The sequence below is a fragment of the Pseudomonas hygromyciniae genome, from assembly GCF_016925675.1.
Lineage (GTDB): Bacteria > Pseudomonadota > Gammaproteobacteria > Pseudomonadales > Pseudomonadaceae > Aquipseudomonas > Aquipseudomonas hygromyciniae.
The window spans coordinates 41,542-60,068 of sequence record NZ_CP070506.1 but is presented as its reverse complement, the minus strand read 5'-3'; the positions used below and the strand labels follow the sequence as shown (position 1 = coordinate 60,068).

Here is an 18,527-nt window from a genome sequence, read left to right as displayed (position 1 = left end):
CGGGGCGGTTCAGGGCATACGCAATGAAGAGGTTCATTTGCTTTCCGCCTGTTTGATGGCCAGCACGTCTTTAGGCGTGACCATGTCGCCTTTGTTGTTGCCCCAGGCGTTACGTTCGTAGGTCACGACCGCCGCAATATCGACTTCCGACAGTTGCTTGCCGAAGGCCGCCATCGCCGTACCAGGCTTGCCGTGGTAAACGATGCTCAGGTGATCTGCCGCAGGGCCGGTGGCGATTTTCGAGCCCTTGAGCGCCGGGAACATCGGCGGCAGGCCCTGGCCTTCGGCCTGGTGACAGGCCACGCAAGTGGTGTGGTAGACCTTGTCGCCACGGGCCACCAGCTCTTGAAGTGTCCACTCTTTGGAGGTCAGCTCCTTGAGCTTGGCAGCTTCTTCCTTGCGCTCACCGAGCCAGGTTTCGTAGTCGGCCTTGGACTTGACCTCGACCACGATGGGCATGAACCCGTGGTCCTTGCCGCACAGTTCTGCGCACTGGCCACGGTAGATGCCGGGCTTCTCGACCCGGGTCCAGGCCTCGTTGACGAAACCGGGGATGGCATCGCGCTTGACCGCAAACGCCGGTACCCACCAGGAGTGGATCACGTCGGCGGCGGTCACCAAAAAGCGCACCTTGGCGCCCACCGGCAGCACCAGCGGCTGATCGACTTCCAGCAGGTAGTGTTCGCCCTTGGTGGCCTTGTTCTGGATCTGTTCGGCGGGGGTGGCCAGGTTGCTGAAGAACTCGACGTCCTGGCCCAGGTATTTGTAGTGCCACTTCCACTGATAGCCAGTGACCTGGATATCGATATCCGACTCACTGCTGTCGTAGATGTTGATCAGGGTCTTGGTCGCCGGAATGGCCATGGCGACGAGGATCAGCAGGGGTACTACGGTCCAGAGAATCTCGACCGTCGTACTTTCGTGGAACTTGGCCGCCACCTGGCCCGTGGAGCGCCGATGCACAATCATCGACCAGAACATGGCGCCAAACACGATGATGCCGATCACCACACAGATCCAGAAAATGGTCATGTGCAGGTCGAACACAGCGTGACTGACTTCGGTGGCCCCTGGTGCCATATTCACTGTCCAGGCGGCTTGCGCCTGGTTGAATACTGACCACAAGAGTAAGCCCATCCAAACATGTGGATGTCGCGTCATTGCGGGTTCCCCTTATCGTTCTTGTTATCCCGCCGGTTTGCACCTGCGGCCAAGGGGGCGGCTTCCAAACTGCTTACATCCGCCAAGCCTTGCCTGCCTAATGCAGTCGGGCGTCATCAGCTAATTGCGTACAAACCCGAGTATAGACAGCGACTGCGACCCCGCAATGTGTGGGGGCAAATCAGTAAAAAGAGACGAACGGCGCTGGCCGGCCAGGAGATTAGAGGCCTATCCGACGAACGATGGCATTTCGATATAACAGCGGCGCATAACCATGAAATAATTATGACAAATGCGTCTTAGGAGCTCGTATAAACGAGCTACCTTATGCAATCCCTTTCCTACGCCCGTATTCCTGGAGCTTTCATGAACACCGCCGCATTGCGCGAGCAGATTTCCCGTGCCCATCAACACGAAGCGTCCACCGGCCATTTGGCTAAACAGCTGGACGCACAGTTACCGCACCTGCACTCGGCCATTTCCCTGGCCGAGGGTGATCGTAATGCCGTGATGACACGTTTCGTCACCGCCTACATCGATCAGGTTCCAGACCTGCTGGACGCCGCCAACGACGTGGCCCGGGAAGCAGGAATTGAAAGCCAGATCAAGCCGGTGCTGAAAATCGCCGAGCATTTCTTTCTCCAGCCACCGGCCATCCTGGCCGCCCATGAAGGCCTGAACGGCCTGCTGGACGAGGCCTACCTGGCCCACCGGCTGGTGGAAGAAGTGAACGATTTGTATATCAAGCACTTCGGCCAACCGTTGATTCCGGCGGACACCACCGTTGCCAATGTGATTGCCCACCAGTTGATCGGCGAAGATTTCGCCAATCAGTTGGATGAAGCCGTGCACCTGGCGGTGGATGAGATGCTCAACGAGGAGAGCTTTGCCCTGGAGTCCGTCGAGGCCTATCGCGAGCAGCTCAAGAGCCCAGCGACGGAAGCCGCGTGGAAGCGCTGGCCATGCCTGTCGCGCCAGCTGGGTGTGGAGTTGGAGCTGGATCAGCCGGCCTAGATTGGCCTTCTGTAGGAGCGAGCTTGCTCGCGAAAAACGTCAACGATAACGCGTGTTTACTGAATGAATGCGGCGCCTGTAAGTTTTTCGCGAGCAAGCTCGCTCCTACACAAGCCCCTCCCACTTTCTATTCGGTTTCGTCAGACCACTGACGGGGCAGAGCCGATCCGGGTCGTGGTGCGTATCCGCCCTTCCAACCGACGCTTCAACCCGCGCGCCTCGATCACCAACTTCGAGCCCTTGGCCGCATTGGCCCGACCCCATTCCTCCAGTAGCTCCAGACACGAATGGTCCACGTAGCTCAAATTGTTGAGCGGCACATGCACGGTGGTTCCCGCCGGCACTGTCGCCAGTACCTGGGTCAATGCGGGCACCTTGAGGAAGGTCGCCGCGCCTATCAACCGCAACTCCATTTCACCGTCCTGGGGCAGGTCGATCAGGCTGACTTTCAAGCGTGAAGCCTTCCACGCCAGTTTCACCAGGGTCAGGCCGAAGCCCACCAGTACACCGGTCAGCAAGTCGGTAAAGATGATCGCCAGGGCCGTGGCGGCGTAGGTGAACATCGGCATCCGGCCATAGCGCGCCAGGCCACGGAAAGCCTTGAGGTCCACCAACTTGATCCCGGTATACACCAGCACACCCGCCAGGCTCGCCACCGGAATGCTTTGCAGCACGCTCGACAGCAGCAGCACGAAGGCCAGCAGCCAGAGACCATGGAACATCGCCGACAAGCGCGTGGTCGCACCCGCCTGGACGTTGGCCGAACTGCGCACGATCACACCGGTCATGGGCAATGCGCCCACCAGACCACACAACATGTTGCCTACACCCTGGGCGGACAATTCCTTATCGAAGTCCGAGCGCTGGCCGTTGTGCATGCGATCCACAGCCGCCGCCGAGAGCAACGTTTCGGCGCTGGCGATAAAAGCTACGGCGAAGGCGGCGATCAACAGGTTGGGATCGGCCAGGTTCAGCAGGTCGCTGGGGCGGAGCCAGTCGATGGCATCGGCGAGGTTTGCCGGCACTTCCACGCGCTTGACCTGCAAGGCCAGCATCAGGCTGGCTGCCGTCGCCAAGCCCACACCCAGCAACGCACCCGGTACAAAGCGCAGTTTTTGCGGACGAAATTTATCCCACATCCACATCACCAGAATCGTCGACAACCCCAGCAGACCGGCTTGCCAGCCGAGACCGGGAATGGCCTGGGCCACTGCCGCGGGGAAGCCGGCAAGGTTATCCAGCCCAGACGGCTTGGGCGCTCCATCGAGCATCACATGCACCTGCGACAGGACAATCAGCACCCCGATCCCCGCCAGCATGCCGTAGACCACCGCCGGTGCCGTCACCCGAAACCAGCAGCCCAGGCGCAAGCGCCCTGCTACCAGTTGCAGAAAGCCCGCCAACAGCAGGATCGGCCCAAGCATCAGCATCCCGTGCTGGCGCACCAGTTCGAACACCAACACCGCCAGTCCGGCCGCCGGGCCGCTGACTTGCAGGGGCGAGCCGGCCAGCCAACCCACCACCAGACCACCGATGATCCCGGTGATCAGGCCCTTGGCCGGCGGCATGCCCGAGGCAATGGCGATCCCCATGCACAGGGGCAAGGCCACCAGAAACACCACCACCGAAGCCAACAGCTCCCGTGGCAGCACTGTTTTTAATTGAGCTGCACGCATGATGACTCTCCCGAGGCATTCGCCGGGCGTGGCAAGGCCTGGCTGCATCCATGGCAGCCATCGCATTACCCGGCAGGGGATTGTTTTAGAAGCGCGCTTTGGGCGTCGCCGAAGGGATCGGTCCGCAACCGTTCAGCGGCAGGAACGTGGCCTGGTCCGCATCGTAGGCTTTGATCTCGCTGGTCTCGATGTTGTAGATCCAGCCATGGATAAACAAATGACCATTGGCCATGCGCGAAGCCACAGAAGGGTGGGTGCGCAAGTGTTGCAACTGGGCGATGACGTTTTCTTCAGTCAGCACCTGCATGCTTTCGCCTTCATTGGCGCAATCACAGTTGTCCTGGACCATGGTCTTGGCGACCTCGGCATGGCGCAGCCAGGCTTTGACCGTGGGCATCTTTTCCAGGCTCTGGGGGTTGAGCACCGCCCGCATCGCGCCACAATCGGAATGGCCGCAGACGATGATGTGCTGCACGCCCAGGGCCAGCACCGCGTACTCGATGGCCGTGGATACACCGCCGTTCATCTGCCCATAGGGCGGCACGACGTTACCTACGTTACGGGTGACGAACAAATCGCCCGGGGAGCTGTGGGTGATCAGTTCCGGAACAATGCGCGAGTCGGCACAGGTGATAAACATTGCCCGAGGGCTCTGGGCCGTGGCGAGTTTCTTGAAGAGCTCTTCCTGCTGGGGAAAGATCTCGTTATGGAAATGCAAAAAGCCATCAACTATGTGTTGCAGCGCTGCATCGGCGGACTCCGCCTCGTGGGTGGCTGAAGCCGACGCAGCCAACGGCTGTTTATCCTTGTCACTCATGATTCATCCTCGTGGTTGGAGCAGGGAGCCTTGCAGTTCAGGCCGACGCGCAATCGCTGGGATTCACACATGGAAACCACCCAGCCAGCGCCTCCGACCCATCAGTCACTCGGTGAACAAGGTACCTGCCGAAACTTAACTCAAACTGAATCAACCGCTCTAGATCGCGGGTTTCAGTGATATCAAAACGCGACCACCCTGGCTCGGCAGTGCGCGCATTTGTATCAGTCTACAACAAAGCCAGCTGCCTGCCGGGCGGACAGAATGCACTGCAATCGAGGTTGAACCCTTCCCGTCGGTCCAGCCCCAAACGCTTGATCGCCTTGGCAAATCGTTGCGCCAGCAGATCGGCAAACGGCCCCTCACCGCGCATGCGTACACCGAAGCGGCTGTCATAGACTTCGCCACCGCGCACCTGGCGTACCAGGCTCATCACATGGGCCGCCCGCTGCGGATAATGGGCCGCCAACCATTCCTCGAACAGCGGCGCCACCTCAAGGGGCAGGCGCAGCATCATATAGGCCGCACTTTGCGCCCCGGCGGCATGGGCCTCGGCGAGCAGGCTTTCCAGTTCGCTGTCGTTGATCATCGGAATCATCGGCGAACACAGCACGCCCACCGGGATGCCCGCCTGGCGCATCACTCGGATCGCCCGCAGCCGCGCCTTGGGCGCCGCCGCGCGGGGCTCCAGGATGCGCTTGAGTTCATCGTCCAGGCTGGTAAGGCTGATCATCACCGCCACCAACCTCTGGCGGGCCAGCTCCGTGAGCAGGTCCAGGTCGCGCAGGATCAACGACCCCTTGGTCACGATAGTCACCGGGTGACGATAGCGCAGCAGCACTTGCAGGGTTTGCCGGGTGATCTTGTACTCGCGCTCGATGGGCTGGTAAGGATCCGTGTTGGAACCCAGGTTAATCGGCGCGCACACATAGCCGGGCTTGGACAATTGTTGCTCCAGCACCTCGGCGGCGTTGCTCTTGGCGATCAGCTTGGTTTCGAAGTCCAGGCCCGGGGACATGTCCCAATAGGCATGGCTGGGCCGCGCATAACAATAAATACAACCGTGCTCACAGCCCCGGTAAGGGTTGATGGAGCGATCGAATGGCAGGTCCGGCGAGGTGTTGCGGGTGATGATGGTCTTCGCCGTCTCGATGCGCACTTCGGTGCCCTGGGTCGGCGGTACTTCCTGATACCAGCCATCGTCCTCGGCCACACTGACCGTGGGCGCGAAGCGATTGTGCAGGTTAGTGGCGGTGCCTAGCCCACGTGGCGGCAGAGGAGTGGACATGAAAGCGCCTCGATACTGTTTTTATATACAGTATCGAGACGCAGCGTTTCTGACCAGTGCCGTTGGGCGGCAAAGGCTGAATCAGTGACTCGACGTCACTTGCCCCAGATCATCGCCCGAGGTGCTGTGTTGATCGCTCTTGCGCAGGTCGGCGACTTCGCCGGCCTTCACCGGCGCGCCCTGGTTACCCCAGCTGCCACGGATAAAGCTGACCACATCCGCCACTTCCTGATCCGACAAGCGCCAGGCAAACGCCGGCATGGTGAAGGTCGAAGGCGCGGCGTGAGTGGCCGGCAGGGTGCCGCCATTCAACACAATGTTTATCAGCGACGTGGCGTCTGCCGTCTGCAACACCGGGTTGCCCGCCAGCGCCGGGAACACCCGGGTGTAGCCATGGCCGTCGGTACGATGGCAGGCCGCGCAGTTGTCGATGTACACCGCAGCTCCCCGTTTGCTGTCATCGCCCTTCCACAGCGCCTCGGCCACCTGCTTGTCGTATTGGTGCGGCTGATCCTTGGGGTCGACTGCCGGCAGGCTCTTGAGGTAACGGGCGATAGCTGTCAGGTCGTCTTCAGACATGTATTGCATGCTGTGGACTACCACATCGCTCATACCGCCAAACACCGCGCTGCGATCACTGCGACCGGTCTTGAGAAACTGCACCAGTTGCTCCTCGCTCCAACTGCCCAGACCGTCCTTGTGGTCGCCGCGCAGGCTTTTGGCGATCCAGCCTTCCAGCGGCGCACTGCCGGATAGGAACGCCGCACCATCAGACGCGCTCAGAGCCTTTTCCTGCATGGTCAGGGCCCGTGGGGTGTGGCAGGCGCCACAGTGTCCCAGGCCCTCCACCAGGTAGGCGCCACGGCTGATCACCGGGTCGGCACCCGCCTCGGCCTGATAGCCCGCCACCTCGGGCGCGAACATCCAGCGCCACGCCGCCAGGGGCCAACGCATGCTCAAGGGCCAGGGGATATCACTGTCCCGGTTCGGTTGAGCGACCGGTTCCACGCCTTTCATAAAGTACGCATACAGCGCTTGCATGTCGGTTTCACTGACACGTGCATAAGACGGGTAGGGCATCGCCGGGTAAAGGGTACTACCGCTTTTGGCGACGCCATGGCGCACGGCCTTGTCGAAGTCCTCAAAGCTGTAATCCCTCAGGCCGGTTTTGTCCGGGGTGATGTTGGTGGAGTAGATCACGCCGATCGGGGTTTCCATCGGTAGCCCACCCGCAAACGGCTTGCCGCCCTTGGCGGTATGGCAGGCCACGCAGTCGCCGGCACGGGCCAGGTATTCGCCTTGTTTGATCAGGTCAGTTTCAGCCGCGCTCACCGAGCAACTGCCGAACAGGGCCAGGGTCGCGATAACAAATGCTTTCATGGTCGTCGCTCCTTATGCCTGAACCAGCGGGCCGGGGTTTTTCAGGTACTGCTCGCGAATCGCCCGGGCCGACCAATAGGTCAACGCCGCCACCAGGCCCGTAGGGTTGTAGCCCAGGCCTTGTGGAAAAGCAGATGCGCCAGGGACAAACACGTTGTGTACATCCCAACACTGCAGGTAGCGGTTCAACGCGCTGGTCTTCGGGTCGGTACCCATGATCGCGCCACCGTTGAGGTGGGTGGTCTGGTAGGACGCTGTATTGAAGTGCTCGCCGACCTTTTTGCCGAGCACGGCAATCGCCTTGGGGTTCATCGCCTCGGCGATCTTGCCCATTTTCTCGACCATGAAGCGGTTCATCTTGATGTCGTTTTCCTGCCAATCGAAGGTCATGCGCAGCAGCGGCAGGCCGTAGGCATCCCGGTAAACCGGGTCCAGATCGAGGTAGTTGCCTCGGTAGGATTGATGGGCGCCGTGGGCGTCCATCGACACTTGGTGGGTGTAGTAATCGGCCGTGGCGCGCTTCCACGCGCTGCCCCAGGCCGGCGTGCCCGGTGGGTTGGAGGTACCGGCAATCGGCCGGCTGCCCGCCTGGTTGACCCACATCGGCGAGCCTCCGACAAAGCCATGGGGCCCATGGTCGAAGTTGTCGGCGTTGAAATCGTCCACCGCCACGCCGTTGCCGCCGGCGCCGATGAAGTTGTTGGTGTGCACGTCTTTATCGAAGTAGGCCTTGATGGTGGCCATGTTCTGGTAGGCGAAGTTCTTGCCCACCACCCCTTCGCCCGTGATCGGGTCGTAGGGCTTGCCGATGCCCGAGAGCAGCATCAGGCGCACGTTGTGGAACTGGAAGGCGCCGAGAATCACCAGGTCCGCCGGTTGCTCGATCTCGCGGCCCTGGGCGTCGATGTAGGTCACGCCGGTGGCCTTGCGCTTGGTGCTGTCGAGATTGACCTTGAGCACGTGGGAATTTGGCCGCAGCTCAAAATTCGGCACCTGGCGCAGGGCCGGCAGGATATTCACGTTGGGCGATGCCTTGGAGTACATGTAGCAGACATACCCGCTGCAAAAACCACAGAAGTTGCACGGCCCCATCTGCGCGCCATAGGGGTTGGTGTAAGGCCCCGAGGTATTGGCCGACGGCAGGTTGTAGGGTTTGTAGCCCACATCGGCGGCAGCTTTCTGGAACAGTTGCGCCGAGTAGGTATTTTTCTGCGACTCCAGTGGGAAATGGCTGGAGCGATCCGGCGCATAAGGGTTACCGCCCTTGCCTTCACCCACCAACTGGCCTTTTACGGTCCAGGCCTGGCCGGAGGTGCCGAAGACTTTTTCGGCGTAGTCAAAGAACGGTTCCAGCTCTTCGTAGCTGACGCCGAAGTCCTGGATGGTCATGTCCTTGGGAATGAAGTTTTTGCCGTAGCGCTCTTCATAGTGGCTGCGCATGCGCAGTTCGATAGGGTCCACCCGAAAATGCACACCCGACCAGTGCAGGCCCGCACCGCCTACGCCATTGCCCGGTAAAAACGCGCCCAACTGCCGGTTGGGCAAGGCGATGTCATTCACGCTATGGCGAATGGTCACGGTTTCCTTGGAAATGTCCTGGAACAGCTTTTTACGCACGCTGTAGGTCAGTTCGTCGATCACTTGTGGGTAATTGCCGTCCGGGTAGGTGTCCTGCATCGGGCCGCGCTCCAGCGCTACCACGTGCAAACCCGCTTCCGTCAGCTCCTTGGCCATGATCGCGCCGGTCCAGCCGAAGCCGACGATCACTGCATCGACTTTCTTCATGATGGTCGCCACGCTTATGCCCTCTCGCCACGGATGGAAACAGCCGGGAAGGGGTATTGCTCGTTGCGTTCAACCCAATCCATAAAATCGGCGCGGGCGCCGGGGAAGCCGATCATGGTCCAGCCGACCATGCCTTTGTTGCCGCCGTGGATCGGGTCGCAGAAGAACCCCTCCTTGGTGTTTTGCAGCAGCAAGTTGAAGAAAATCTTCGGTGGGACCGCCGCGAAATGCTCGCCGGTTTCGGCACCGCCCGCCTCCAGGCGACGCAGCAAATCATCCTGGGTAGCGCTGTCTTGCCCAGCAAATGCTTTACCGTTGAAGGCTTTCGACCAGGAATCCGTGGCAGCAATACCCAGGCGATAGATCTCCTTGGGCACCAGCTTGCTCTGCCAGCCCATCTCGGGCGGCGCGTCGGCATTGAACGGGCCTTGCATAAACCACAGGGCACCGCTGGCGTAGGGGGTGTTCATCTGGCGGTCGATGTATTCCGGCGCGCCGGCTTCCAGGGCGCCTGGGCCTTGGGCATCGGCAGGAATCAAGCGCGCGACGGCGGCGTTGATAAACGCCCATTCCTCGGCGGTGAAGTAGCTGGGCTCGTAGGCCTTTTCGCTAGCGGGTGCCTTGGCCGGGCTGGCCTGGGCAGGTTCGGGCGTGGCCATCAGCATCGAGCCGCCAAGGCCGGTACTGGCAACCGTGACCACCGGGATCAAGGTCAAGGATTTGCGCAAAAAGTCACGCCGGGGGTTGTCTCGATCTTGATCAGACATGGTGGCACCTCATCATGTGGTCACGGGTTTGAGCAGTCGCTTCATGGAGCGGCTTGTCGTTTTGATAGCAATGAATAGTTACAAATGATAGCAGGCTAAGTAATAAAGGAATCGTTTCAGCCAGGAAATTCGAGAAATGCGCGCAAAAAAATGTAGGAGCGAGCTTGCTCGCGAAAATCTCAAGGACGCCACGTTCATTCAACATGAACGCGTTATCGTTAACGATCTTCGCGAGCAGGCTCGCTCCTACAGGGGTTGGGGTAGCTTCTTTAGTCTTTTTTCAGCTTCGGATTAGGGAAGAACTGCACCGCCTGCACCTTGGGATCCGCGGGTGCTTTCAACGCCGAGGTGTTGACCCGCGTGCCCAATTCCTTGGGCACCGACAAACCTTGGTCGTTGAGCGTGTCGGTATAGCCGCAGGCCACGCATTCGCGATGGGGCACGTTGTCCTCGGTCCACATCTTCAACTTGTCCGGCTCGCTGCACGCCGGGCACACGGCGCCGGCGATAAATTGCTTTTTGGTGATCACAGGCCCGTCACTCATGCTGCCGCGTCCTCACTCAGGCCGCTGTGGCGCAAGAGTGCGTCAATCGACGGTGCGCGTCCGCGGAAGTCGACGAACAACACCATCGGCGCCTGAGAACCACCTCGAGCCAGGATCGCCTCGCGGAAGGCACGGCCGGTCTCTGCATTGAGCACGCCGTCTTCTTCAAACTTGGAGAAGGCATCCGCCGACAACACTTCGGCCCACTTGTAGCTGTAGTAACCCGCCGCGTAACCGCCGGCGAAGATGTGCGCGAAGCTGTTGGGGAAGCGGTTGTAGGCCGGTGGACGCATCACGGACACTTCGTCACGGATGCCTTCGAGCACCTGCGCCACGCTGCGGCCATCGCCGTGGGTGGCATGCAGTTCAAAGTCAAACAGCGAGAATTCCAGCTGGCGCACCATCATCAGGCCGGACTGGAAGTTCTTCGCCGCGAGCATTTTTTGCAGCAGATCCTGGGGCAGTGCTTCGCCACTTTCGTAGTGACCGGAAATCAGCGCCAGGCCTTCCGGCTCCCAGCACCAGTTCTCCATGAACTGGCTCGGCAACTCCACCGCATCCCAAGCCACGCCATTGATGCCGGACACGCCCGCGTGTTCGACGCGGGTCAGCAGGTGGTGCAGGCCATGGCCGAATTCGTGGAACAGGGTGGTGACTTCATCGTGGGTCAGCAGGGCAGGCTTGCCGCTGTCGGCCGGGGTGAAGTTGCACACCAGGTTGGCCACCGGGCTTTGCAGGGTACCTGCGGCGGTACGCCGGCGATCACGAGCGCCGTCCATCCACGCACCGCCACGCTTGTTGGCGCGGGCATACAGGTCGAAGAAGAAGCGGCCGACGTGCTGGCCGTTTTCCTTGATTTCGAACAGGCGAACATCCGGGTGCCAGGTGTCGAAGCCTTTCTGCTCGGCGATCTCAATGCCGTACAGGCGCTGGACAATGGCAAACAGCCCACCCAGCACTTTGTCGATCGGGAAGTAGGCGCGCAGGGCTTCCTGGGACACGCTGTAGCGTTGTTCACGCAGCTTTTCGCCGTAGAAACCGCTGTCCCAGCTTTGCAGGTCCGCGCAACCTTGCTCGGCGGCGTAGGCCTTGAGCTGCTGTAGGTCCTGGGTGGCGAACGGTTTGCTGCGCTTGGCCAGGTCACGTAGGAAACTGAGTACCTGGTCGCTGGATTCGGCCATTTTGGTGGCCAGGCTCAGTTCGGAGAAGGAGGCGAAGCCGAGCAGTTGGGCCAGTTCCTGACGCAGGTCGAGGATCTGTTCCATTACCGGACCGTTATCGTTCTGACCGGCATTCGGGCCCTGGTCCGACGCGCGGGTGCAGTAGGCCGCGTAGACTTCTTCGCGTAGCGCGCGGTCGTGGGCGTAGGTCATCACCGCGTAGTAGCTGGGGAATTCCAGGGTGATCAGCCAGCCATCGAGGCCTTTGGCCTGGGCCGCAGCAGCCATTTGCGCCTTGGCCGAATCGGTCAGGCCGGCGAGGGTGGCTTCGTCGGTGACGTGCTTGGTCCAGGCCTGGGTAGCGTCGAGCAACTGGTTGGAGAACTTGCTGCCCAGTTCGGACAATTTGCTTTGCACTTCGGCATAGCGCTTCTGCTGCTCAGGCGGCAGGTCGATACCCGACAGACGGAAGTCGCGCAGGGAGTGCTCCAGGATGGTTTTTTGCGCCACATCGAAACCGGCGGCTTCGGGGCTGTTGGCCAGGGCTTCGAAGGCCTGGAACAGCTCACGGTTCTGACCCATCTCGGTGGAATAGGCGCTCAGTGCCGGCAGGCAGGCCTCGTAGGCTTCGCGCAACTCGGCGCTGTTGCACACGGCATTCAGGTGGCTGACCGGGCTCCACGCCGCGCCCAGGCGGTCGTTGAGTTCGTCCATGGCCAGGACCAGGCCGGCCCAGGTCGGATTTTTCCCCTGGCTTTGCAGGATGCCTTCGATGGCGACGCGGTTGTCGGCCAGGATCTGTTCGATGGCCGGTTGGACGTGCTCGGCACGGATCGCCGAGAACGGCGGCAGGTCGTAGGACTGCAAAAGAGGGTTGTTCGCGCTCACGGTTGGCACCTTGGCTGAAGAAACAGGTAAGACAAAGATGGGGCCATCTTAATTACAATCAACGTCCACCGCAGCTATCAACCAAACAGAGAGAGGCTATCGTGACCCTTCGCACCTATCAGAATCACACGCCAACCCTCGGCGCCGGGGCTTTCGTCGACGCTTCGGCGGTGGTGATCGGCGATGTTGAAATCGGCTCAGACAGCTCGGTCTGGCCGCTGACGGTGATTCGCGGCGACATGCACCGCATCCGCATCGGTGCCCGCACCAGCGTGCAAGACGGCTGCGTGCTGCACATTACCCACGCCGGCCCCTTCAACCCGGACGGCTTCCCGCTGCTGATCGGCGACGACGTGACCATCGCCCACAAAGTCATGCTGCATGGCTGCAGCGTCGGCAGTCGCATCCTGATCGGCATGGGTAGCATTGTGATGGACGGCGCGGTGGTTGAAGACGATGTGATCATCGGTGCCGGCAGCCTGGTGCCGCCGGGCAAAAAACTTGAAAGCGGTTTTTTGTATGTGGGCAGCCCGGTTAAACAAATCCGCGCGCTGACTGACAAGGAACGCGCCTTTTTTACCTACAGCGCCGCGAACTACGTGAAGCTCAAGGACCTGCACCTGGCAGAAGGATTCGACCAATGACCCTGGATTACCAGACTGTCCTGTTTGACCTGGACGGCACCCTGACCGACCCACGGGAAGGCATCACCCGTTCAATCCAGTACGCCTTGGGCAAGTTGGGTATCGATGAGCCAGACCTGAGCAAGCTGGAACACTTTATCGGCCCGCCGCTGCTGCAGGCCTTTATGCAGTTCTACGACTTCGACGAGGCCCGCGCCTGGGAGGCGGTGGATTTCTATCGCGAGCGCTTCAAGGTCACCGGGCTCTATGAAAACCGCGTGTTTGACGGGGTCATGCCACTCCTCGAAGAATTGAATGGCCAGGGTCGCCAGTTGTATGTGGCCACCTCCAAGCCGTGGGAATTTGCCCGGGAGATCGCCAGGCATTTCGATTTCGCCAAGCACTTCAAGGTGATCTACGGCAGTGAGCTCGACGGTACCCGTACCAACAAGGTCGAATTGATCGCCCACTTGATGCATGAAGAAGGCCTGGATCCGGCCAGCACCTTGATGATCGGTGACCGCAAGCACGACCTGATCGGCGCGCACAGCAATGGGCTGGATGCGGCGGCGGTGGGGTATGGGTTTGGTAGTTTTGAAGAGTTGAGTGCCGAAGAACCGCTCTGGCATTTTGAAACGTTGGACGAGATGCATCAGGCGTTTTTGCGGCGGGCGTGAGATGGCTATCGCGGGCAAGCCCGCTCCCACATGTTGATGTGTGAACACCGTCAAATGTGGGAGCTGGCTTGCCTGCGATGAGCATCGGTATCTACACAATTTTGCCGCATCGCATAAAGCCAAGCAGATAGGGCTGTTGTGGCGAGCGGGCTTGCCCCGCGCTGGGCTGCGAAGCAGCCCCAATAAGCCGTATGCGGTGTATCAGATACTCCGTAGCGGCTGGTTTTTGGGCTGCTTCGCAGCCCAGCGCGGGGCAAGCCCGCTCGCCACAGGGGAGTTCGTCAGTTTCTGAAAGTTGTGTAGATACTTATGCTGCGATGAGGCCCTAAAGGCCGCCACCGACCAACTGCTTCAACGCCAATTTACGCTGCTCAACCGGCAACCCACCCAACTGCTCTACGGCACCGTAGAACTTCAGCCAATCCCCACCCTCCCGGCGAAACAACGCCGCAAACGCCGGCACCCACTGGTCATACAAACCAAACGGCAACAGCCGCGCGTTGTTCATTGGTTGATTGATCCAGGCGTCATACCGCTTGTCGCCGGCCCACTGACTGTCGCGTAACTGCCGATACTCACGGCGTAAACGCTCGAACTCGTCAGCCTTGGCCTGACGCATTGCATCTGCGGCCAACGGCTGCGCATACAGGCGTTCCAAGCGGGTGCGGGTGTCGAGGATCAACTGGGTAAACTGGTCGCGCTGCTGCAAGGTCGACTCGCTCGCAGGCGCCAGGCCACGGGCCGTACGCCATTGCCGGGTGCCTTCCTGTTCGACAAAGGTGGCAAATGACTCATTGAACTCAGTGTCGTCCTTCACATAAAAACGCTGGTGCGCCAGCTCGTGAAAAATCACCGTGGCCAAGCGCTCTTCGCCCCAGCGCATCATCGAACTCATGATCGGGTCATCAAACCAGCCCAGAGTGGAATAGGCCTCGACCCCGCCAATCGACACATCCATGCCGCGCAGTTGCAACAAGGCAGCCTCGCCCCGTGCGGCACCTTGGCTGTAATAACCGCGATAAGCCACGCACCCGGCGATCGGGAAGCAATGGTTCTGGGGTAACAAGGAAAATTCTGAGGTAGCGAAGACATTCCAGACCACGTACGGCCGACCGATATCGGCGTACAGGCGGTAGCTCTGGTTGTCGGGCAAATGCAACGCTTGGCTGGCAAAGGTCCGCGCCTTCTGGGATTGCGCCAAATGCTCCCGCAAAACTTGCGCACGCGTCGGGTCGGCGATCACCTTGGCCACCGGCTCGCGGGCCTGCAGCAGTTGCCATTGGCCGCTGGCCAGTTGGCTGTAATAGCTGACACTGGAGCAGCCGCCGAGCACCACACACGCCAACCCCACCAATAAACGCCGCACCATTTCAAACCGCTCCAGAGTCATTGGCCTGCCAGACTAACTGGCTTGCAGGGGGTATGCTCATACGATTCCTACGCTTGAGTGCTCACTATGCGTCAGCTCCTGCTTCCCCTGGCGGCGATTTTTCTCAGCGCCTGCACCTCCACACCGATCCCGCCGGCCGACCCGCAACAGGCCTGGGTCGATTTCGCCACCCCGACGCCGGGCGCCAAACTGGTCATGGCGCAACGCCTGGACGGCAAAGCCCTCGACGATGGGCGCTACTTCCAGGTGCCACCGGGTAGCCACGAGTTGATGGTGCGTTTTGATTTTGAAGTGTATGCCGGCGCAGGCCTGGGTGGCGGGTTGAACCAGCCCCAGGAGCGCACGTGTTTTATCACCCTGCAATACGACCAGTTCGAGGCCGGTCAGCGCTATCGCCTGGAAGGGCGTTCGCTGGGCTTCACCCCGAATATCCGGCTGTATAACGCACAACGTCAGTTGCTGGCAGAGGAACGCAGCGTCAACTGTATTCCCTGATCAGTCATTGTTGCGCTGGTAGATGATGCGCTTGGTGCCGTTTTCGCAGGAGCCCACGATCATGGCTGCATCGTGATTCTTGGCTTCTTCGGCGGTGATGATTTCCAGCGTGTAGGACGGGATCGCCTTGGCCTGTAGGTCGACTTCGATCTCTTTCCTCAGTTCTTCACAGTCCTTCGGCGCGGCCAGCGCCGACGTGGCCAAAGCACCGCAGATAATCGCCAAGGCAAAACGTTTCATGTGTGAAGCTCCCTAAATGCACTGCGCACGGGTGTGCGCCAAAGGCTGCATGGGTATGAGACCACATTTGCGAAACGCGAGTTCTGATTTAACGCACAACAAAATGTGGGAGGGGACTTGCTCGCGAAGGCGGTGGGTCAGCCAATACATTTGTTGCCTGACCTACCGCCTTCGCGGGCAAGCCCGCTCCCACATTGGATCTGCGCAGATCAGTTGATGAGGGTGCCATCCAGGGTGATGGTGGCGTTCAACACTTTGGACACCGGGCATCCTTCCTTGGCTTTTTTGCTCAGCTCATCGAACTGCGCCTGGCTTGCGCCAGGGATCTTGGCCTTGAGGATCAGATGGACGGCTGTGATCGCGAAACCACCGTCTACTTGGTCCAGGGTCACTTCTGCCTGGGTATCGATGCTGTCGGCCTTGAGCCCGGCATCGCCGAGAATCATGGAAAAGGCCATGGAGAAGCAGCCGGCATGGGCTGCGCCGATCAGTTCTTCAGGGTTGGTGCCCTTGCCACCTTCGAAACGGGCCTTGAAGCCGTAGGGGGCTTCGCGCAGTACGCCGGTTTCGGTGGAAATAGAGCCCAGACCGGTCTTCAGGTCGCCTTCCCAATGTGCGGAGGCTTTTTTCACAATACTCATAGCGTTCTCCCAAGCAGTGGTTGTGCATCAGTAAGGTTCTGAGGATAGAACCTCTGGCAAAGTTCACCCTGTCGGAAAAACCAAGCAGGCAAGTAGGAAATTTCATGCCCGCTATTGAATCTCGGGTATATGCCCACATTGCATAGAGCATGCACATGAAGCGGCAGGTTTTGGTTCGTCACAAGCCTGCGCCCTTAGGAGAAGCAGGCTTATGAAACCGTTGTCCGAAGTGAAGTTCTCGACCCTCGACTTGGTACCGGTGCGCGCCAATGGCAGCCCGGCGCAGTCGCTGCGCAATTCCCTGGACCTGGCCCAACACGTGGAAAACCTCGGCTACACCCGTTTCTGGGTGGCCGAGCACCACAATATGGATGGCATCGCCAGTTCCGCGACCTCGGTGTTGCTGGGCTACCTGGCCGGCGGCACCTCGACCATCCGGGTCGGCGCAGGCGGCGTGATGCTGCCCAACCATGCACCGCTGGTGATCGCTGAACAGTTCGGCACCCTGGAAAGCCTGTACCCCGGCCGTATCGACCTGGGCCTGGGCCGCGCGCCCGGCTCCGACCAGATGACCGCCCGCGCCCTGCGCCGCGAGCGCTCCGGCAGTGCCGATGACTTCCCCGAAGATGTGGCCGAGTTGATGGCCTATCTGGGCCCGCGCACCCCCGACCAACGGGTGATCGCCGTACCGGGCACCGGCACCAACGTGCCGGTGTGGCTGCTCGGCTCCAGCCTGTTCAGCGCGCAACTGGCCGGTGAACGCGGTTTGCCCTACGCCTTCGCCTCACATTTCGCACCGCGCATGATGCATGAGGCGATTCGCGTCTACCGCAATCACTTCAAGCCTTCGGCGGTACTCGACAAACCCTACGTGATGCTCGGCGTGCCCCTGGTGGCTGCCGATACCGATGAGCAGGCCAATTACCTGGCCACCTCGGTCTACCAACGCATTCTCGCGCTGATGCGTGGGCAAAGCCTGGTGCAGCGCCCGCCGGTGGATAGCATGGACGGCCTGTGGCTGCCCCATGAGAAGGACGCGGTAGGCAGTTTCCTGGGTCTGGCCATGGTCGGAAGCCCGGCGAAAATTCGCGCCAAGCTGGAAGTATTGATCGAGCAAACCGGTGCCGATGAGCTGATCTTTACCTGTGACTTGTACGAGCATGCTGATCGGATTCATTCCTACGAGTTGCTGGCGCAGGTGATGAAAGGCTGATCCACAGGCACAAAAAAACCGACGCCCTGGCGTCGGTTTTTATGTCTGCCACACGGGATCACCCGCGGTTGTAGACGATTTCCTTGGTACCGCCTTCGCAACTGCCGACCACGTCGCCGTTGGTTGCGCTGCCTTTATCGACAATTTCCAGGGTGTACCCGGAGGCGCCATTGGCCTGGATCTTGGCCTCGATTTCGCTTTTCAGCTCGCCACAGTCCTTGCCAGCCGCCAGGGCTGTACCTGCCAGGCTCAACAAACCTAGTGCTAACAGAAACTTCTTCATCCGTTACTTCCTTGCGCTGATCAAAAAATGTACGCCGATGCATTTGGCATCGGCGCCCCAAGGTGTCGCGCAGGTTATGGCAATCGGCCAGCGTGCAAGTTCAACTGTGCCTATCAACTATTGGCAATACGAAAGCCCACCTTGAGGGTCACCTGAAAGTGCGCGGCCTTGCCGTCCTTGATGTGGCCACGGGTTTCGGTCACCTCAAACCACTCCAGGTGCTTGATGCTCTTGCTGGCCTCGGCCAGGGCATTGTTGATGGCGTCCTCGATGCTGGTTGGGGACGAGCCCACCAGTTCGACTTTCTTGTAGGTGTGATGATCAGTCATGAGCGTTCTCCTGGGTGGTTGAATGAAGCCTAGCAGTGATTCTTCGTACTGCTTCTGGCGGTACTTCTCACTTGAAAGTTCAGATTTACTGCACTTTCTGAAACCCCCGCAGTCGGAATCAACACACGTTACTCATTCACTCCAGGAGAGCCCAC

Annotated in this window: 19 protein-coding genes; 5 read left to right on the top strand and 14 right to left on the bottom strand. The window is 60.2% G+C overall.

Annotated elements, in window-relative coordinates:
* Window positions 1-33: 33 nt before the first annotated feature.
* Window positions 34-1,161, bottom strand: coding sequence for a cytochrome c oxidase subunit II (gene coxB / locus JTY93_RS00285; RefSeq protein WP_205476123.1), 1,128 nt, complete (start codon window positions 1,159-1,161; stop codon window positions 34-36).
* 366 nt (window positions 1,162-1,527) lie between these two features.
* Here coxB and JTY93_RS00280 point away from each other — a divergent pair, with 366 nt between their 5' ends.
* A complete protein-coding gene (locus tag JTY93_RS00280) occupies window positions 1,528-2,175 on the top strand; it encodes a hypothetical protein (protein ID WP_169888187.1) in 648 nt (215 codons plus the stop codon).
* A 140-nt stretch (window positions 2,176-2,315) separates the two neighbouring features.
* Here JTY93_RS00280 and JTY93_RS00275 read toward each other — a convergent pair whose 3' ends face one another.
* From JTY93_RS00275 to prlC, 8 genes are all read right to left on the bottom strand, one after another.
* Entirely contained in the window at window positions 2,316-3,851 is a 1,536-nt protein-coding gene (locus tag JTY93_RS00275) for a SulP family inorganic anion transporter (protein WP_205476124.1), read from the bottom strand.
* Window positions 3,852-3,936: 85 nt separating this feature from the next.
* The gene (locus tag JTY93_RS00270) at window positions 3,937-4,668 is read right to left on the bottom strand and encodes a carbonic anhydrase (protein ID WP_169990776.1); all 732 of its coding nucleotides are present in this window, start codon (window positions 4,666-4,668) and stop codon (window positions 3,937-3,939) included.
* A gap of 229 nt (window positions 4,669-4,897) precedes the next feature.
* On the bottom strand, window positions 4,898-5,956 hold the full coding sequence (locus tag JTY93_RS00265) for a PA0069 family radical SAM protein (protein ID WP_205476125.1): 1,059 nt from the start codon (window positions 5,954-5,956) through the stop codon (window positions 4,898-4,900).
* An 81-nt stretch (window positions 5,957-6,037) separates the two neighbouring features.
* Entirely contained in the window at window positions 6,038-7,336 is a 1,299-nt protein-coding gene (locus tag JTY93_RS00260; RefSeq protein WP_205476126.1) for a cytochrome c, read from the bottom strand.
* A 12-nt stretch (window positions 7,337-7,348) separates the two neighbouring features.
* Entirely contained in the window at window positions 7,349-9,133 is a 1,785-nt protein-coding gene (locus JTY93_RS00255) for a GMC family oxidoreductase (protein WP_029290295.1), read from the bottom strand.
* A gap of 2 nt (window positions 9,134-9,135) precedes the next feature.
* A complete protein-coding gene (locus JTY93_RS00250; RefSeq protein WP_205476127.1) occupies window positions 9,136-9,888 on the bottom strand; it encodes a gluconate 2-dehydrogenase subunit 3 family protein in 753 nt (250 codons plus the stop codon).
* 269 nt (window positions 9,889-10,157) lie between these two features.
* Window positions 10,158-10,433 (bottom strand): YheV family putative zinc ribbon protein, encoded by a 276-nt coding sequence (locus JTY93_RS00245; protein WP_057439263.1) that lies wholly within the window; start codon window positions 10,431-10,433, stop codon window positions 10,158-10,160.
* Complete coding sequence (gene prlC / locus JTY93_RS00240) at window positions 10,430-12,481, bottom strand: oligopeptidase A (RefSeq protein ID WP_205476128.1); 2,052 nt, start codon at window positions 12,479-12,481, stop codon at window positions 10,430-10,432. Before prlC ends, JTY93_RS00245 begins: the two co-directional genes overlap by 4 nt.
* A 101-nt stretch (window positions 12,482-12,582) precedes the next feature.
* Between prlC and JTY93_RS00235 the strand changes: the two genes are divergently transcribed.
* Both JTY93_RS00235 and JTY93_RS00230 read left to right on the top strand, forming a co-directional pair.
* Window positions 12,583-13,125 carry a gamma carbonic anhydrase family protein gene (locus JTY93_RS00235; RefSeq protein WP_205476129.1) on the top strand — a complete coding sequence of 181 codons (543 nt, stop codon included), beginning with the start codon at window positions 12,583-12,585 and terminating at the stop codon, window positions 13,123-13,125.
* A complete protein-coding gene (locus JTY93_RS00230; RefSeq protein WP_205476130.1) occupies window positions 13,122-13,781 on the top strand; it encodes an HAD family hydrolase in 660 nt (219 codons plus the stop codon). The genes JTY93_RS00235 and JTY93_RS00230 overlap by 4 nt, the downstream gene beginning before the upstream one ends.
* A gap of 325 nt (window positions 13,782-14,106) precedes the next feature.
* Here JTY93_RS00230 and JTY93_RS00225 read toward each other — a convergent pair whose 3' ends face one another.
* Complete coding sequence (locus JTY93_RS00225) at window positions 14,107-15,150, bottom strand: aminopeptidase (protein WP_205476157.1); 1,044 nt, start codon at window positions 15,148-15,150, stop codon at window positions 14,107-14,109.
* Window positions 15,151-15,237: 87 nt separating this feature from the next.
* On the opposite strand from JTY93_RS00225, the gene JTY93_RS00220 reads away from it, so the two are divergent.
* A complete protein-coding gene (locus tag JTY93_RS00220) occupies window positions 15,238-15,666 on the top strand; it encodes a PA0061/PA0062 family lipoprotein (RefSeq protein ID WP_169990784.1) in 429 nt (142 codons plus the stop codon).
* Here JTY93_RS00220 and JTY93_RS00215 read toward each other — a convergent pair whose 3' ends face one another.
* Together JTY93_RS00215 and JTY93_RS00210 are read right to left on the bottom strand one after the other, a co-directional pair.
* The gene (locus JTY93_RS00215; protein WP_205476131.1) at window positions 15,667-15,906 is read right to left on the bottom strand and encodes a DUF1161 domain-containing protein; all 240 of its coding nucleotides are present in this window, start codon (window positions 15,904-15,906) and stop codon (window positions 15,667-15,669) included.
* Between the two features lie 209 nt (window positions 15,907-16,115).
* Window positions 16,116-16,547, bottom strand: coding sequence for an OsmC family protein (locus tag JTY93_RS00210; RefSeq protein ID WP_205476132.1), 432 nt, complete (start codon window positions 16,545-16,547; stop codon window positions 16,116-16,118).
* 211 nt (window positions 16,548-16,758) lie between these two features.
* On the opposite strand from JTY93_RS00210, the gene JTY93_RS00205 reads away from it, so the two are divergent.
* Complete coding sequence (locus JTY93_RS00205) at window positions 16,759-17,760, top strand: LLM class flavin-dependent oxidoreductase (protein ID WP_205476133.1); 1,002 nt, start codon at window positions 16,759-16,761, stop codon at window positions 17,758-17,760.
* Window positions 17,761-17,818: 58 nt separating this feature from the next.
* Here JTY93_RS00205 and JTY93_RS00200 read toward each other — a convergent pair whose 3' ends face one another.
* Together JTY93_RS00200 and JTY93_RS00195 are read right to left on the bottom strand one after the other, a co-directional pair.
* Window positions 17,819-18,043 (bottom strand): DUF1161 domain-containing protein, encoded by a 225-nt coding sequence (locus tag JTY93_RS00200; RefSeq protein WP_205476134.1) that lies wholly within the window; start codon window positions 18,041-18,043, stop codon window positions 17,819-17,821.
* A 113-nt stretch (window positions 18,044-18,156) separates the two neighbouring features.
* Window positions 18,157-18,372: a dodecin gene (locus tag JTY93_RS00195; protein ID WP_029290270.1), complete on the bottom strand. Its 216-nt coding sequence runs from the start codon at window positions 18,370-18,372 to the stop codon at window positions 18,157-18,159.
* Window positions 18,373-18,527 lie beyond the last annotated feature (155 nt).